A 15460-nucleotide genomic window follows, 5' to 3' on the forward strand; every position below is an offset into this window, starting at 1 on the left:
TCACATATGAGACACGGAGATTGCCCTGCCGTCAAGCGCCGTCTTATCAAGACATCGCGCTCAAAGCCGTTGAAAACCCCTGCCGATCTGCTAACACCTATAAAGAGTTGCCGATTTTTCCCGACGAGACATGAAAAGATTCTCAGTTCGGCAGATCAGTTTGTGAGAGGAATGGCCACGTGGCTCCGAAAAGCAAGGCAACGATCACAGAGGTTGCACGGGCGGCGGGTGTTTCCACGGCGACTGCAGGACGCGTGCTCGGCGGCTACGGCTACACCAGCGATGACAAGAAGGAACAGGTTCTCAAGGCGGCCCAAAGCCTCGGCTATCGCCCCAATGCGCTGGCCCGTAGCCTCATCACCGGCAAGACCCGCACGCTCGGCGTCGTCGCCGGCGATATTCAGAACCCGTTCTACGCCTCTGTTTTGCGCGGCATTTCCAACGTCGCGGAAGCGAACGGCTTAGGCCTGTTGATCACCAACAGCGATGAGGCGCAGCCCAAGGAGGTTCACTCGGTCGAGCTTCTGACGCAAAAACAGGTGGACGGGCTGATCGTCACGCCGAGTGATACGCGCAAGGCGCGGCATTTGCATAGTCTCAAGGCTATGGGCGTTCCACTCGTGCTGATCGACCGCGCCGTTGCCGGTCTGATGGTCGATCGCGTCGCGACCGACAACATAGCCGCGTCGGAGCAGGCCGTGCGCCATTTGATCGCCGCCGGCCATCGCCGGATCGGCATCGTGGCGGAACTCGCGGACGAAGAGAGCGGCGGGCTGGAGACCTTCCTCGCCCGCGCCGTCGCCGGCGATCCTATCGAAAGCGAGACGCTCTATCCGAGCTGGCAGCGTCTTCTCGGCTATATCCGCGCGCACCGGATCGAAGGCCTGCCTGTAGATCCGTTCCTGACACTGCGGGCCGGCAGCTATTCCGCCTTGGCCGCACAGGCCGTCGTAACGCGCCTGATGACAAGCCCTGAGCCTCCAACGGCGCTGTTCACCACGGACGGCACCATGTCGGAAGGCGCCATGCGGGCGCTCGCCGAGTTGAAGCTCTCCATCCCGCAGGATGTATCGATCATTTGCTTTGACGATCTCGACTGGATGAGTTTTCACCGTCCCGGCATCACCACCGTCGCACAGCCGCGGCTTGCCATGGGCGAGGCCGCCGCGCGGATGCTGCTGGAGCGCATCCGCGGCGAGGACTATCCGCCGCGCACCGTGCTGATGCCTGCGGAATTGATCGAACGCGGCTCGGTTGCGCAGCTCTGATTTCCGCGCGGAACAGTCCTCCCCGCAAGCCGAACGCGAGGACTTATTGCCTGTTGTTTTTCCATACCGTTCTCGCGGCAATACCGACGGCCACCCTTCACCGAGCCTGGCCGTTTCCTCCATATTTCATCATCGCTCCTGATATCCGGCGCGCGCGGCGCACGAAATCGGTTGCCTTTTTCAGCTCGATCCCTTAACTGAGAACGTTCTCAGTTTGATTCTCAGGAGAGCTTACCCGATGCCGCGTCCCGCCAGAATTCTCGCCTTCGGCGACAATGTCGTCGACTGCTACCGCGACCAGAACTTGATGTTTCCCGGCGGGAACTGCGTCAATCATGCCGTCTTAGCACGCCGCGCCGGCGCCGAAACCGCCTATGCCGGCGCGGTCTGCGATGACGATGCCGGCCGCCTGATCCGCCGGGCGCTGACCGAGGAAGGCGTGGATGTCTCGTCGCTGCGGGTTGAGCCGGGGCAGACAGCCTATTGCGTGATCGAGACGCGGGACGGCGACCGGGTCTTCGTGGGCGCCAATCTCGGCGTCTCGATCATCGCGCCGACAAGGACAGATCTGACGCGGCTTTCAGATTTCGATGCCCTTCACACCGGCCGGTCGAGCCATGTGGACGCCTGGCTGCCGCGCTTTGCCGAGGGGACGAAAATCTCGTACGATCTCGCCACCGTGCACGATCCTGACCGCATCGCACGGGTGGCTCCGCACTGCTTCCTGATCGCCTTCTCCGCCAGCGGCGCGTCCCGTGAAGATTCGTTCGCGCTGGCCGAACGCGCGCGCATGGCGGGCGCCTGCTGGAGCCTCGTCACCCGTGGTATCGAAGGCGCTATTCTCGCCGGCGACAGTGGCATCGTCGAAGTCCCGGCTAAACAGGTCGACCCCATCGACACGCTGGGAGCCGGCGACACCTACATCGCCAACGTCCTCGTCGGCCTGCTCGATGGCCTCCAGCCCGAACTCATCCTGACAAAAGCCGCAGAAGCCGCCGCGCAAACCTGCCTGATGCGCGGCGCCTTCGGCCACGCTGCCCCGATGAGCATCGACCTTTCAAACATGATGAGCCTGGAAGAGGTCTATCGCACCACCCGCCCTGCGGAGGCGCCTCAGGAAGCCTGAGAGCAGGTGCCGGCCTTCGCAAGTTGGTTAGGCAACGGGATCATCGGGAACCCTTTCCAAAGCTCTTGAACATGGGGTAATCGCGGACGGTTTCCCCCAAAGTCATTGCCTTAGCAATATCTGACGTGGGTGGTTGCCCCCGGTAAGATGAAATACGGGCTCACGATTGGAACCGGGCCCAGCATCAAATGGGAGGCAACCATGGACCAATATATCGGGCTTGATGTTTCGTTGAAAGATACGGCGGTCTCGATCCGAGAAGATAGGAAGCGGATCTGGCGAGGCAAATGCCCTTCTGATCCGAAAGCACTGTCGCAGATCATCCGCAAACATGCTCCGCACGCAAAGCTGGTTGTCTTTGAGACAGGCCCGCTATCGACTTGGTTCTATCACGCGCTTACAGCCGAAGGAATTCCCGCGGTTTGCATCGAAGCACGTCATGCGCAAAAGGTTCTAAATGAGACCATCAACAAGACTGATGCCAATGATGCGGATGGCCTAGCGCAGTTAGCCGAAGCCGGATTTTACAAAGTCGTGCGGGTAAAGACCTTCGACAACATGCTGACGCGCACACTGGCGGCAGCGCGTAGCCAGCTCGTAAGCATTTCCAAGCAGCTCAGCAACCAAATACGTGGTCTCCTGAAAACGTTTGGTCTTATCGTGCCCAAAGGGGAAGGTCGGGTATTTGATGCCAATGTGAGAGAGTTGCTGAATGAAAATCGCGGCCTGGCAGCTGTGATACTGCCCCTGCTCGATGCATGGCGCGACATACGTAAGCGTGCAGCCAATCTTGATCATCAGTTGCTCGCAGCTTCCAGACAGAGCCGGGCTGCGAAGCTCCTGATGACGATTCCAGGCGTTGGTGCTGTCACGGCCCTCTCGTACATTGCCGCGATCGAAGATCCTGAAAACTTCCCCACCTCGCGCTCCGTTGGCGCTTGGCTCGGGCTTACGACGCGGCGCTATCAGTCCGGCGAAACCGATTATGATGGCCACATCTCGCGACGCGGTGACGGTCGGCTGCGGGGATTACTCTACGAGGCAGCAACTGTCCTTTTAACAAGAACCACTGCCAGGACAGGATGCAGTCTCAAAACCTGTGGACTGAAGCTGCTCTGCTGCTTGCCGGACTGAGCACGTTGCTGCTCTGCGCGCGCGATCTTATTACCCGCAAGACGGCTGCGGATATTCCTTCGAGCCTCGTCGCACTCCTGACCACCCTCGCCGTTCCGGTGGTGTCGGCTCCGCTTATGATTTTTTCCGGAGTAAATCCGATGGGTATGCGCGACATCGGCATCCTCCTCGTCGCAGCCGTTTTCGTCACCTTCGGAAATTGGTTGCTGGTTCTTTCAATGCGAGCGACGACGCTCGGAGCGATCGCTCCCTTCCGCTACTTCGCCATCCCCATCTCCATGCTGGCCGGCATTCTCGTCTGGAGCGAGGTGCCAAGCCTCTCAATGCTCCTTGGCGCGGTGTTGATTGCAAGTGGCGGCGTCGTGGCTCTGGGTTCGTCCAGAGCATAAACCCTCGCCGCGCTCAGCACGTCGGCATCAGTCCGTGGGCGATGACAAGGAGTCGTAACAATCGGCGGTGATCGATGGCAATGGTTTTCAGGCGAGAATTACGAGGCGAGATGCGAGCCGGTGATGCCGCCGGCAGGCTTTGGCCTGCCGCGAACGCCGCGCCATTCCGCCGGCCGCTCGTCTTCGTCCCAGTCGAGATCATTGACCAGCGTGGCATCGTCCGTGGCGCCAGCTACGCTTCCAGCAGCTCGCGCCAGCGGCGAACCACGTAAGTGTGTTCGTCCATGAATGTGTTCCAGACCCGCACCCGGCCCATATGCTCGGAGTAGGAACCACCCTCGCGCACGTGCCCGGTTGGAATGGCGAGCGTGCCGAATGGATCAGGCAAATCGGTCGAGGCGGGCATGCCTTCGTACCAGTAGTCCCACTCGGCAGGCTCAAGATATCTTTGCGCGCGCTCGGGCAGGAAGGCGTAGTAACCCTGTCGCGACAGGCAGGCGCCGGGCCAGCCGTCCGCCCACCAGTTGAGATAGGCATAGGCTGCGTCCAGCGCGGCCCCTTCCGTTGAGGCGGAAATACAGAGGTCCGAATGCCAACCACGTCCGCCTTCCACGGGATTGGCGACGGTGACGGCCACCTTTTCCCGCCGCAGGCGCGTGGCGCCGGGGGTGAACATACTCTGTACGAGAACGCCGCGTTGCATGAGCCGCGCCGCTTCCTCATAATTCGACCAGAAGCCGCGAAAGTGACCGAGTTTCTTCATTTGAACCATCGTGTCCGCGACGAGATCGATTTCTTCGATGGTTAGATTGCCGATATCCCCGAAGGTAACGTTGTGCGCCGCCTCCGTCGCCAACGCCGCCTCGATCATACCAAGCACCGGATCCGACATCAGCGCCACGCGGCCGCGCAACCGGCTATCGAGGAGCCAGCCCCAGCTCTCGCGCGCCTCCTCGCCGATCAGTTCCCGCGCGCCCGGCAGATAAGCGAAAGAGTCCACGCCACGAAGGACCGGCAACATGGAAATATGGTCGCTGGGCGTGGGTCCGAGTTCTCCGTCAGGCTGCAGGAAGAGCTTGCGTATGATGGTCGGCGGCAAGGTCGCGTCGAGGGGAGGCCTGGCGAGGGCGCGCAGCTCCGCCGCGCAGTTGAGCCTTTTTAGGTCAATTGGCTGAATGGCGCGGGCAGTCCAGATCAAATCGACGGTATGCCACTGATGATAGACGTCGAAACTGTCCGGCGCGGTGACGACACGGCGCAGACTGTCGAGCGTGTCGACAACTTCGAACTCAATGTCGATGCCGAGCGCGCGCTTTGCCTCCTCGCGCCACGTCTTCGGCAGAAATTCACGCCGTGCGACCACGCGTAACGGGCGGGAGGTACTGGCAGAGCTCATCTCAGTGAATCCGCGTTAGAAAGGGAAGATCATTCGGCGCATCGAAGATCGATAGGACTTTGAGCCGTGCCCGCGTGCGTTGATGCTCGAAGTCAAGATGGCGACCGAGCGCTCGTGCCGCGCCCTCCGCGTCCCGTCCAAGCAGGTTGGCCACGACCATTGCGTGTTCTTCCAGCAGGGCGGACTCGTCTTGGATTCCGATATGTGATCGGAACAGCTCATCGACCACATGAGATATCTGAAGGCTGAGGATCGTCGTGATCAGACGACGGTTGCGGCATCGGCCGAGAAGGTCGCGATGCAGCGCGATCTCCAGCGCTGCGATTTCATCGTTTGTACAGCGTCCGTCCCATTCCCGGAGCGCGTCGAGCGTGTCACGCATGACGAGGAGCTCTTCCTTTTCCACCCTTGGCGCCGCGCCGACCAGCGCCAGAGGTTCCAGGAGCCGGCGCATTTCGTGTGTCTCGTCCAGCGTCCGCGCGGCAAGGGGACCGACGATCCAGTGCGAGCTCCTGTTCTTTTCGATCAACCCCTGCCCGTTAAGGCGAGCCAGCACGTCGCGGGAAACAGTCCGGCTGACACCGAAATGATCGCAAATTCCCGCTTCGGATATCTGGAAGGTTCCGAAGGGAATTGCACGCAGCACGCCGTGCTCCACCTCCTCTAGGATCGTCTCCCACCGCGGCGCGAACGGCGTGGAGCTTCCGTTTTCCAGGAGCGACAGATCCAGATCGAGCAGATGAAGATTTTCGCGCCCGCCCGCGGCCTCGCCGGTATCCGGGCCGACGACATAGCCATGCTGGGGATGAGGGACGAGCACGCCCTCGGCCATGAGCTCGTCGAGCGCGCGACGTACAGGTGGTCCACTCAACGCCAACCGGTCCGCAACCGCGGCGGTATAGAGACGAGTGCCGCGCGGAATACGTCCGGATTGGATGTTCTCAGCGAGAACGGTTCGAATGAGCTTGTAGTATCCCTTGTTCCGCATGGCTTCTCTCATGGTCCCGGCACAGACTTAACCCAGCTCGAGCGGGTAGGGAACGGACAATCGAAAGATGTCCTCCCCCGCTTAGGGTCGCAGCCTCCCGGGGAAAATTCCGATGAAATCAGAGCGCGCGCTCAGCCGGACCGTCGCGCACGCTCCGCCTCCGTGGCCGTGAGGTCAACACTGGCGTCCGTTGCCACCACGCCATAGTCGGAGAGTGCCGTCTCGGGGCCGAAATAACCTTCGCGCAGATCATGCTGGACGGCGCTCGGGTCGCGCTCCAGCGGGTCTCCGTAGCCGCCGCCGCAAGGCCCGACGCAGACCAATCGATCACCCGCCTTCGCCTTGAGATAGGAGACCTTGGAGACGAGCTCGCGCGCGCCATCCGAGGAAATCAGGCTCAGCGAAGCGGTGCGCCCATCGGCGCCGCCGTCATACCCCCACGGCGCGTATTTGTGGCCCTCGCCTTCGAGGGAAAAGCCACCGTCCGACAGGAAGGCAAACTCCCGCACCGTGCCGATGCCGCCGCGCCAGCGCCCGGCGGGTACCGCGTCCTCCCGCAACTCGTAGCGGTTGACCCGGAGCGGCAAGTGCATCTCAATATCTTCGATCGGGTTGTTGCGGGTGTTGGCATAAAGGGTATCGACCGCGTCCATTCCGTCCATGCCCGCCCGGCCGCCGTAGCTGCCTTCGAGGATCTCCATGTGCACCCAGTGTCGTCCGTCCTTGAGGCCGGAGAAGGAGGCGATGCGCAGGTTGCCGATCCCAGCGGAGATCTGCCTCGGCGCGACCTGCGCGAGCGCCTTCATCAGCGTGTCGGCGAGCTGGTTGCCGGGGCAGAAACGCGCGATCACAGGCGCCGGAAACTCCGGATTGGCAAGGCATCCCTTGGGCGCCACGATCGTGATCGGCCGGGTGAGGCCGGCGTTTTGCGGGATATGGCCATAGGTCACGCTGTCGAGCAGGATTGAGCGAATGGTCAGCCAGACGGCGCAATCCACCGTACCCTCGAGGGGCATATTGATCGGTTTGTCGCAAATCTGCGGCGCGGTTCCGGTCAGGTCCACGGTCATCGAATCCCCCTCGACCCGCACCGTGACGGCGAGCGGAAGGTCTTTCCGCGACGGGTCCGCGTCATCGAGATAACCGTCGATATGACCGAGCGCGCTGTATTCCCCGTCCGGCAGCGCGCGGATGGCATCGCGCATCAGCCGCTCGGAATAGTTCATCAGATCCTCGTGCGCCGCGCGCAGCGTGTCAAGCCCCCAGGTGCCGATCAGTTCCAGATAGCGCTCGGCGCCGATGCGCGCCGCTTTGATCTGCGCTTCCATGTCACCGACGACGATATGCGGCGCGCGAATGTTCGATTGGAGAATGTACCAGACGGGGTCGACGCGCCGGCCTTGGTCATAGACCTTCACCGCCTTGAATTGCAGTCCCTCGGCATAGGTGTCCACGGCGTCGACGATACCGCAGCTTCCCGGCGACAGCGCGCCGATATCGAGATGGTGCGCTGTGGTCACCGAAAAACCGACGAGCGTGTCGTCGCTGAAGACCGGCACGCAGAAGGCCACGTCCGGTCCGTGGCTCGCTCCGCCATAGGGGTCGTTGTGCATGATCACGTCGCCCGGCCGGATCACATCGCCGCGCTCCTCGACGGTCTTTAGAATATTACGGACATAGCCGGGGATCGGACCTGACTGCAGCGGCGTGGACATCCGGCACTCGCAGAGTTGGCTTCCCGTCGCGTCGGTCAGCGCGGTCCCGAAATCCTCCGATTCCCGGATAATCGAGGAGTAGCTCATCCGCATCAGCTTGTGGCCCATCTCCACCGCGATACTCTCCAGCGCGCCATGGATCACGGCCGCCGTCACGGGGTCGATCTGGTTGGCCGCGGTCGCTTCGGTCTTCGGCATGGTCGCGGTCATTTCGCACCTCCCAGGGTGATGACGATGCTGCCCGAGGGATGGACGCGGGCTGTCGAACCCGGCAGCACCACGGTTGTGCTGTCCTGCTGAACGATGATCGCGGGGCCCGCGAAATCCTGGCCGACCGGCAGGACCGCGCGGCGATAGACCGGCGTATCGAAGGTTTTGAGGCCGCCGTCGACGCGGAAGACGCAGCGATTGCGGCGGAGCTCCGCCTCGGCGAGCGTACCGCCCGCCGGTGCGTTAAGCGTGGTCAGCTTGGGTAGTTTACCGATGCCGCTGACACGGATGTTGACGATCTCGATCGCGCTTGCCGGGAAGGCATGGCCGTATTCGGTTGCGTGCCGGTCGTGAAACGCCTGCCAGACCTCGGCCAATCCCGGTTCTGTGATTGGCCCGGCGGGAAAGTCGATCTTCAGTTCGTAGCCCTGCCCCGGATAGCGCAGATCCCCCGTGCGCACGAAGCTCACCGCGTCGTCGGGAATCCGGTCGGCGACGAAACGGCGCGCAAGGTCGCTCTCCATCGACGCGAAGCCCTGGGTCAGGCGCTCGATGTCAAGCGCCGTCGACGTCTGGAACTCGGTCCGGATCTCATCGTACTTGAGATCCGTCGTCAAGAGCCCCATCGCCGAAGTGATCCCCGGATAGGGCGGCACGATCACCTCTGGAATGGAAAGCATGGCGGCCACCTCAACCCCATGCAGCGGCCCCGCGCCCCCCATCGCCACCAGGGCGAAGCCGCGCGGGTCGATGCCCTTCTGCACGGTGCTGGAACGGATGGCGTTTGCCATGTTGGCGTTGAGCACGGTCAGAACGCCCTCCGCCGCCTCATGTGGCGACAGGTCCAGGCGCTCGGCCAGACCGCCGATCACGCGAGCCGAGGCCTCCGCGTCGAGCTTCATGCCGCCGCCGAGGAAATCATCGGGATCGAGACGGCCAAGGACGATATTCGCATCCGTCACCGTGGGTTCGCTACCGCCTCGGCCATAGGCGGCTGGGCCCGGAACGGCGCCCGCGCTTTGCGGCCCTACGCGGAAAGCACCACCCCGGTCGATGTAGGCAATGGAGCCGCCACCGGCGCCAATCGTATTGACGTCGATCATCGGCAGAAGCAGCGGGAAACCCGCGAGCGATGTCGACCGCGCGTCGGTTTCGGCGAAGCGGCCGTCACGGATAATGCCGATGTCAGCCGAAGTGCCGCCGATATCGAAGGTGATGAGGTTGCTTCGCCCGGCGAGTCCGCCCACCCAGCCGCCGCCGAGCACGCCCGCGGCGAGACCCGACAGCAATGTGAGCGCGGGCTTCTCGGTTACCATCCGGGCCGTGGCAGCGCCGCCGTTGGAGGCCATAACGCGCAGTTCGCCGGCCACGCCGAGCCGCTCGAGCGCCGCTTCCAGGTTGGCGATGTAGCGTTCCACCTTGGGGCCGATCGCGGCGGCCAGGGCCGCGGTCGTGAAGCGCTCGAATTCGCGGAACTGCGGCGCGGTGATCGCCGACGTGGTTACGAAGGCGTCCGGCATCACTTGTTTGACGATGTCGCGGGCGCGCAGCTCATGCGCCGGATTGATGAACGAGAAGAGGAAGCAGATGACGACGGATTCGACGCCTTCGCCCTTGAGCTCCTCGGCGGCGCGGCGCACCGCGTCCTCGTCGAGCGGAACGAGCTCCTCTCCCGTCGGCGGTATCAGTCGGCCAGCCACCGTCTTGCGGTACCGCCGCGCGACGGGCGGGCGGTTCTGCCAAGGCAGCTCCTGCATGATCGAATAGTGCTCGACCCGCTGATGGCGGCCGATATGCACGATGTCGCGGAACCCTTCGTTGGTGATCATCCCCGTCCGCGCGACATTGTTTTCGAGGACAGCGTTCGTCGCCGTCGTCGTGCCGTGAAAGACATAGGAAATTTCGGAAGGAGCAACCTGAGCACGCTCGCAGAGTTCGCGGATCCCCCGCATCACTCCCTCGGACGGATCGTGCGGCGTCGTGGACACCTTGTGGATGACCAACGCCCCGCTCTCAAGGTCGCAACAGACGAGATCGGTAAAGGTACCGCCCACATCAACGCCGATCGTCTTCATCGCGCCGCGCCTCCCAGCGCTCTTCCTTCGAAAATCATGGTGCTTCCCTGGGGGCTTTCACCCAGGGCTAGCCGTAGGCGCGGAAATGCGCGAAGTCCCAGTCGCGACCAGGCGCCGCGGCGATCAGCTCGCGCGTATAGGGGTGGCTTGGCGTGGACAGCACGTCGTGTACGGCCCCCGCCTCGACGACCTCCCCCTTCTTCATCACCGCGATCCTGTCGCAGATCTGCGCCGCGACGCGTAGATCGTGGGTGATGAACAGGATGCCGACGCCGCTTTCGTCACAGATGCCGCGCAACAACTCGAGAACCTGCTTCTGTACCGAGACGTCGAGGGCGGAGACCGACTCGTCGGCGATCAGCACGTCGGGTTCCAGGGCCAGCGCGCGGGCGATGCAGATGCGCTGCCGCTGCCCGCCCGAAAACTGGTGCGGAAAGCGCGTCAGCATTTCCCGCGTCAGCCCGACTCGTTCCAGGAGGTCGCCGGCGCGGGCATAGGCCTGATCCTTCGGCATGCCGAAATTCAGCATCCCCTCCGTGATCACGTCGCGCACCCGCATGCGGGCATTGAGCGAGCGAAACGGGTCCTGGAAGACCACCTGAAGGCGCTGGCGGTGCGGACGCAGCGCCGACGTCGACATCCGCGAAATGTCGGTGCCGTCGAGCACGATCGATCCGCTCGACGGCTGGATGAGCCGTGTCAGGCAGCGTGCGAACGTGGTCTTGCCCGAGCCCGATTCCCCGACAATGCCGATGATTTCGCCCCGCCGCAGGCGGAGGTCCGTCGGACGCAACGCATCGACCTGCTTCCTGCGTGTGAAAAATCCACCGACAGGATAGGTCTTGGCAAGGCTTGAGACTGCCAAAACCTCGTCCCCCGGAGTGGATACGCGCTCAGGCGGCACAAGGCTCGGCACCGACGCCACCAGCATTCGCGTGTAGTCCTTCTGGGGGCGCGCGAGGATCTCGTCGCGGCTGCCGATCTCGACCATGTGGCCACGGTTCATCACCACGATGCGATCGGCGATCTCGGAGACCACGCCGAAGTCATGGGTGATGAACAGAACCGCCGTGCCGAAGCGTTCCCGCAGCTCGGCGATCAGCAATAGAATCTGACGCTGGGTCGTCACGTCGAGCGCGGTGGTCGGCTCGTCGGCGATCAGCAGCTTCGGCCGCATGATCAGCGCCATGGAGATGACGATGCGCTGCCGCTGTCCGCCCGAAAGCTGGTGCGGATAGGAACCGTAGATGCGCTCGGGATTGGGCAGGTGGACCGCCTCGAACATTTCGAGCACCCGCCGGCGGCGCGTGGCGGCGTCGCCCTCGCCATGCACCTTGAGCACTTCCTCGACCTGCGCGCCCACGGTCTCGACCGGATTGAGCGCCGTCATGGGCTCCTGGAACACCATGGACATGCGGGTGGCGCGCATCCCGCGCAACTCCCGCTGAGAGAGCGACAGGATGTCCTGCCCGTCCACAGTGATCCGCCCCGCCGTCACCTCAAGCGCGGAGGGGTCGAGCAAGCCCATCACCGCGAGCGAGGTCACCGACTTACCCGATCCGGATTCGCCGACGACGCAAAGCGTCTCGCCTGCCCGGACGGAGAAGGAGATGTCCTGCACGGTCGCCTTGCCGGTATCCTTCAGCGAGACGGTCAGCCCCTCGATGCGCAGCACTTCCGCGCCGATTTCGCTCTTGGTCATGGCTTACCTCCCGCGAATGAGTTTGGGGTCGAACGCGTCACGCAGCGCGTCGCCGATCAGGTTGATGCCGAGCACGGTGAGTGCGAGGAAGACGCCGGGGAAGAAGACCAGCCCCGGCAGGATCTGGAAGTAGGTCCGCCCTTCGGCGATGACGTTGCCCCAGGAGGGAACCTCCGGCGGCAGCCCTACGCCGAGGAAGCTCAGAACCGCCTCGGTCAGAATGGCCGAGGCCAGGATGAAGCTGCCCTGCACGATCAGCGGTGCCAGCGTGTTCGGCAGCATGTGCCGGAAGAGGATCCGCCATGTCGGCGTGGCAAGCGAGATCGCCGCTTCGACATAGGCCTCGTTGCGAAGGCCGAGGATCACGCCGCGCACCAACCGTACGACGCGGGGAAATTCCGGCAGTATGATCGCCAGCAGCACGGTGCCGAGATTGGCCCCGGTGATCGCGACCAGCGCCACGGCCAGCACGATCGAGGGAATGGACATGATCCCGTCCATGATCCGCATAATGACGCCGTCGAGGAAGGAGAAGTAACCCGCGACCAGGCCGATAGTCAGACCGAGCGCGAGCGAGATCGCCGCGGCGGAGACACCCACCACCAGCGACGTGCGCGCGCCGTAAAGGACACGGGCGAAGATATCGCGCCCCATGGGATCTGTTCCGAACCAGAACTCCGCCGATGGCGGCTTCAGCCGGCTGAGGGCGTTGATGCGGATCGGATCGGCATCGGTGATGAGCGGCGCGAACATCGCTGCGAGCGCCACGAGAACGAGAAAGGCCACGGCGACGCCGAGCAGCCGGTTGCCGCGAAACACGGCGAGCCATCGGCCAGCGCGGTATTCACTGGCGAGAGGAACAATGGAGGACATGGTCTTCCTGTCTTTTTCCGCCGCGCGGGGGCGGCTGATCGGATCAATAGCGGATGCGGGGGTCGAAAACTGTGTACAGCAGGTCGACCGCCAGGTTGATGACGATGTAGATCGCCGAAAGCAGCAGGATCAGGCTCTGGATCAGAGGATAGTCACGGGCGAGCACGGATTCGACCACCAGCCGGCCGAGGCCGGGAATGTTGAACACGCTCTCCGTCACCACGACGCCGCCGATCAGGAAGGCCGCGCCGGATCCCACGACGGTGACGATCGGTACCGCCGCGTTGCGCAGCGCATGGCGTAGGACGACCCGGGTCTCCGGCACCCCCTTGGCCCGCGCGGTGCGCACGAAATCCTCACCGAGAACCTCAAGCACGCTCGAACGGGAAATTCGGGCGATCAGCGCGATATAGGTGGTCGATAACGTCAGCGTCGGCAGTGCGACCGTGCGGAGGAAGGCGAGCGGATCCGTGGCAAGCGGCGTGAAACCCTGTACCGGGAACCATCCCGCCTTCAGCGAGAACAGGTAGATCAGCACGTAGCCGGTGACGAACACCGGCGTCGAAAAGCCGAGGACCGCCGCCGCCATGACCAGCCGGTCGCCAACCTTGCCGCGTGCCCAGGCGGCGTAAACGCCGACTGGAACAGCAAGCAGGATCGAGAAGGTCATCGTCGTCACCGCCAGCGAAAGCGTGGGGCCCACGCGGGCGGAGATCATGTCGACCACCGGCTTGTGCGAATGCAGCGAGGTACCGAAGTTCCCCCTCAGGATTTCGCTCAGCCAGTAGAAGAACTGGACATAAACCGGCTGGTCGAGCCCGAGATTGGCACGGATTTCGGCCAGTTGGGCCGGCGTGGCGGTATCGCCGGCCATGATGATCGCCGGGTCACCCGGCGCCAGATGCAGCAGCAGAAAGGCTATCAGAGCGACCATCCCCATAACAGGAATGGTCATCACGGCGCGGCGGGCGACATAGGCGAGCATCGGCTTACTGCTCGTCCTTGGAGACGTTCCAGAAGACGTTCGTCGGCGCTTCCAGGACACCCTTCACGTTGTTGCGGTAACCGCTGACACGAGCGAAGACGCCGAGCGGAGCGTAGACGCCCTCCTCATAAACGAGGCCCTGGATCTTGGTCGCAATCGCCTTGCGATCTTCCGGCTTTACAGCGGTCAGGAATTCGCGGGTGAGCTTGCCGATCTCCGGCACGTCGGCCCAGCCGGCATAGCCGCCCTTGCCGTCGGCGGCGATCATGTAGCTGCGCAGCGGATCCTGGATTTCGGTGTTGTGCCAGCTGGTGATGAAGATGTTCCAGCCGCCGTCGGCTACCGGCCCCTGGTTGGCGCGACGCGACAGCATGGTCATGAAATCCATGGCCTGCAGCTCGACGTTGAAGCCAGCCGCGCGCAGCTGCTGCGCCATGACCGGAGCAAGCGAGGACATCGACGCGATGTCGGAAACGTGCATGATCGAGATCGGCTTTCCGTCGTAGCCTGCTTGCGCCAGGAGCGCCTTGGCCTTCTCCGGATCGGGCTTCACAACCATCTCGGCGTTGACATCGCTCTCAAACGGCAATCCGCAAGCGAAGACGGCGCCGCAGATCGTGTAGTTTTCGGGCGCGCCGAACTGCGCCTGCATGACCTCTTCCTGCCCAATCGCCCACAAGGCCGCCTGGCGGACGAGTTTGTTGTCGAAGGGCGGCTGAAGGTGGTTGAACCGATAGCTGATCTGGTAGCCGAGTTTGTCGAGACGCTGGGTGGTGACGCTGTCGGGCGAGACGAGCGGCAACAGGTCGAACGGAATGGCCTGGAGATAGTCGACTTCGCCGCTGTTCAGCGCGTTGAGCGCGGTCATCGGGTCGGCCATCTCGATGCGCTCCACGCGGTCGACCTTGGCGACCTTGCCGCCGGCGAGCCAGCTCGGCTCTTCCTTGCGCGGCACGTAAGCCTCGTTCTTGACGTAGACAGCCTTTACGCCTGGCTCATACTCGTCGGCCTTGAAGACGAAGGGGCCTGAACCGGTGTAATCCGTGATGGCTTCCGTGACGGGCGTCGCGGCCACGCGCTTCGGCATGATGAAAAGCGGCACGCCGCTTGGCTTGGCAAAGGCGTCGAGAATGACGCCGGACGGCTCGGAAAGCTTGAGGACAAAGGTCTTCTCATCCGCGGCAACCATCTCCGTCGTGATCGACTTGAGGGCCATGCCCATGCGGTCACGGTCACGCCAGCGATTGATCGAAGCGATGACGTCTTCCGCCGTTACCGGGGCGCCGTCGTGCCACTTGAGGCCATCGCGCAGTTTAAAGGTATAGGTCTTGCCGTCTTCGGAAATGGCGTAGCTGTTCACCATCTGCGGTTGGATCTTCTGCTGTGCGTCCAGCCCGAAAAGCGTGTCATAAATGAGGTAACCGTGGTCTCGGGTCTGGTGCGACGCGCTGAGGATCGGGTCGAGGTTGCCGAGACGGCTTTCCATGACCACCTTGAGATCGCTTGCCAACGCGGGCGTGAAGAACAGGACGGCCGAGGCGACGGCTGCGAGAATCGGTGAGGTCCTAGGTCTGCTTACCTTCATTCTGGTTCCCCTTT

Annotated in this window: 11 protein-coding genes and 1 pseudogene; 4 read left to right on the plus strand and 8 right to left on the minus strand. The window is 63.1% G+C overall.

What is annotated here, in order from left to right:
* Positions 1 to 179: 179 nt before the first annotated feature.
* The 4 genes and pseudogenes from ACT6VE_RS17060 to ACT6VE_RS17075 all read left to right on the plus strand — a co-directional run bounded on the left by ACT6VE_RS17060 (position 180) and on the right by ACT6VE_RS17075 (position 3917).
* A complete protein-coding gene (locus ACT6VE_RS17060) occupies positions 180 to 1268 on the plus strand; it encodes a LacI family DNA-binding transcriptional regulator (RefSeq protein WP_444799729.1) in 1089 nt (362 codons plus the stop codon).
* A gap of 238 nt (positions 1269 to 1506) precedes the next feature.
* Positions 1507 to 2394: a PfkB family carbohydrate kinase gene (locus ACT6VE_RS17065; RefSeq protein WP_444799730.1), complete on the plus strand. Its 888-nt coding sequence runs from the start codon at positions 1507 to 1509 to the stop codon at positions 2392 to 2394.
* Positions 2395 to 2595: 201 nt separating this feature from the next.
* Positions 2596 to 3507: pseudogene (locus tag ACT6VE_RS17070) on the plus strand (IS110 family transposase); the annotation flags it as partial.
* The gene (locus ACT6VE_RS17075) at positions 3477 to 3917 is read left to right on the plus strand and encodes a hypothetical protein (RefSeq protein WP_444799731.1); all 441 of its coding nucleotides are present in this window, start codon (positions 3477 to 3479) and stop codon (positions 3915 to 3917) included. The pseudogene ACT6VE_RS17070 and the gene ACT6VE_RS17075, both read left to right, overlap by 31 nt.
* A 232-nt stretch (positions 3918 to 4149) precedes the next feature.
* Here ACT6VE_RS17075 and ACT6VE_RS17080 read toward each other — a convergent pair whose 3' ends face one another.
* The 8 genes from ACT6VE_RS17080 to ACT6VE_RS17115 all read right to left on the minus strand — a co-directional run bounded on the left by ACT6VE_RS17080 (position 4150) and on the right by ACT6VE_RS17115 (position 15446).
* A complete protein-coding gene (locus tag ACT6VE_RS17080) occupies positions 4150 to 5313 on the minus strand; it encodes an ABC transporter substrate-binding protein (protein ID WP_444799732.1) in 1164 nt (387 codons plus the stop codon).
* Position 5314: 1 nt separating this feature from the next.
* Positions 5315 to 6301 carry a GntR family transcriptional regulator gene (locus ACT6VE_RS17085; RefSeq protein ID WP_444799733.1) on the minus strand — a complete coding sequence of 329 codons (987 nt, stop codon included), beginning with the start codon at positions 6299 to 6301 and terminating at the stop codon, positions 5315 to 5317.
* Positions 6302 to 6432: 131 nt separating this feature from the next.
* Complete coding sequence (locus ACT6VE_RS17090) at positions 6433 to 8226, minus strand: hydantoinase B/oxoprolinase family protein (RefSeq protein WP_444799734.1); 1794 nt, start codon at positions 8224 to 8226, stop codon at positions 6433 to 6435.
* The gene (locus tag ACT6VE_RS17095; RefSeq protein ID WP_444799735.1) at positions 8223 to 10301 is read right to left on the minus strand and encodes a hydantoinase/oxoprolinase family protein; all 2079 of its coding nucleotides are present in this window, start codon (positions 10299 to 10301) and stop codon (positions 8223 to 8225) included. The genes ACT6VE_RS17090 and ACT6VE_RS17095 overlap by 4 nt, the downstream gene beginning before the upstream one ends.
* 67 nt (positions 10302 to 10368) lie before the next feature.
* Positions 10369 to 12003, minus strand: coding sequence for an ABC transporter ATP-binding protein (locus ACT6VE_RS17100; RefSeq protein ID WP_444799736.1), 1635 nt, complete (start codon positions 12001 to 12003; stop codon positions 10369 to 10371).
* A gap of 3 nt (positions 12004 to 12006) precedes the next feature.
* Positions 12007 to 12876 (minus strand): ABC transporter permease, encoded by an 870-nt coding sequence (locus ACT6VE_RS17105; protein ID WP_444799737.1) that lies wholly within the window; start codon positions 12874 to 12876, stop codon positions 12007 to 12009.
* 43 nt (positions 12877 to 12919) lie between these two features.
* Positions 12920 to 13861, minus strand: a complete 942-nt coding sequence (locus tag ACT6VE_RS17110; protein WP_444799738.1) for an ABC transporter permease — start codon at positions 13859 to 13861, stop codon at positions 12920 to 12922.
* A 4-nt stretch (positions 13862 to 13865) separates the two neighbouring features.
* Positions 13866 to 15446 (minus strand): ABC transporter substrate-binding protein, encoded by a 1581-nt coding sequence (locus ACT6VE_RS17115; protein ID WP_444799739.1) that lies wholly within the window; start codon positions 15444 to 15446, stop codon positions 13866 to 13868.
* Positions 15447 to 15460: the final 14 nt, after the last annotated feature.

The organism is Shinella sp. (assembly GCF_052438155.1).
Taxonomy (GTDB): domain Bacteria; phylum Pseudomonadota; class Alphaproteobacteria; order Rhizobiales; family Rhizobiaceae; genus Shinella.

Excerpts from the sequence above, each read along its gene's own strand:
- ACT6VE_RS17100 (WP_444799736.1), bottom strand. The coding sequence starts at position 12,003 with ATGACCAAGAGCGAAATCGGCGCGGAAGTGCTGCGCATCGAGGGGCTG.
- ACT6VE_RS17080 (WP_444799732.1), bottom strand. The coding sequence starts at position 5,313 with ATGAGCTCTGCCAGTACCTCCCGCCCGTTACGCGTGGTCGCACGGCGT.
- ACT6VE_RS17105 (WP_444799737.1), bottom strand. The coding sequence starts at position 12,876 with ATGTCCTCCATTGTTCCTCTCGCCAGTGAATACCGCGCTGGCCGATGG.
- ACT6VE_RS17065 (WP_444799730.1), top strand. The coding sequence starts at position 1,507 with ATGCCGCGTCCCGCCAGAATTCTCGCCTTCGGCGACAATGTCGTCGAC.
- ACT6VE_RS17095 (WP_444799735.1), bottom strand. The coding sequence starts at position 10,301 with ATGAAGACGATCGGCGTTGATGTGGGCGGTACCTTTACCGATCTCGTC.
- ACT6VE_RS17110 (WP_444799738.1), bottom strand. The coding sequence starts at position 13,861 with ATGCTCGCCTATGTCGCCCGCCGCGCCGTGATGACCATTCCTGTTATG.
- ACT6VE_RS17075 (WP_444799731.1), top strand. The coding sequence starts at position 3,477 with ATGCAGTCTCAAAACCTGTGGACTGAAGCTGCTCTGCTGCTTGCCGGA.
- ACT6VE_RS17085 (WP_444799733.1), bottom strand. The coding sequence starts at position 6,301 with ATGCGGAACAAGGGATACTACAAGCTCATTCGAACCGTTCTCGCTGAG.
- ACT6VE_RS17115 (WP_444799739.1), bottom strand. The coding sequence starts at position 15,446 with ATGAAGGTAAGCAGACCTAGGACCTCACCGATTCTCGCAGCCGTCGCC.
- ACT6VE_RS17090 (WP_444799734.1), bottom strand. The coding sequence starts at position 8,226 with ATGACCGCGACCATGCCGAAGACCGAAGCGACCGCGGCCAACCAGATC.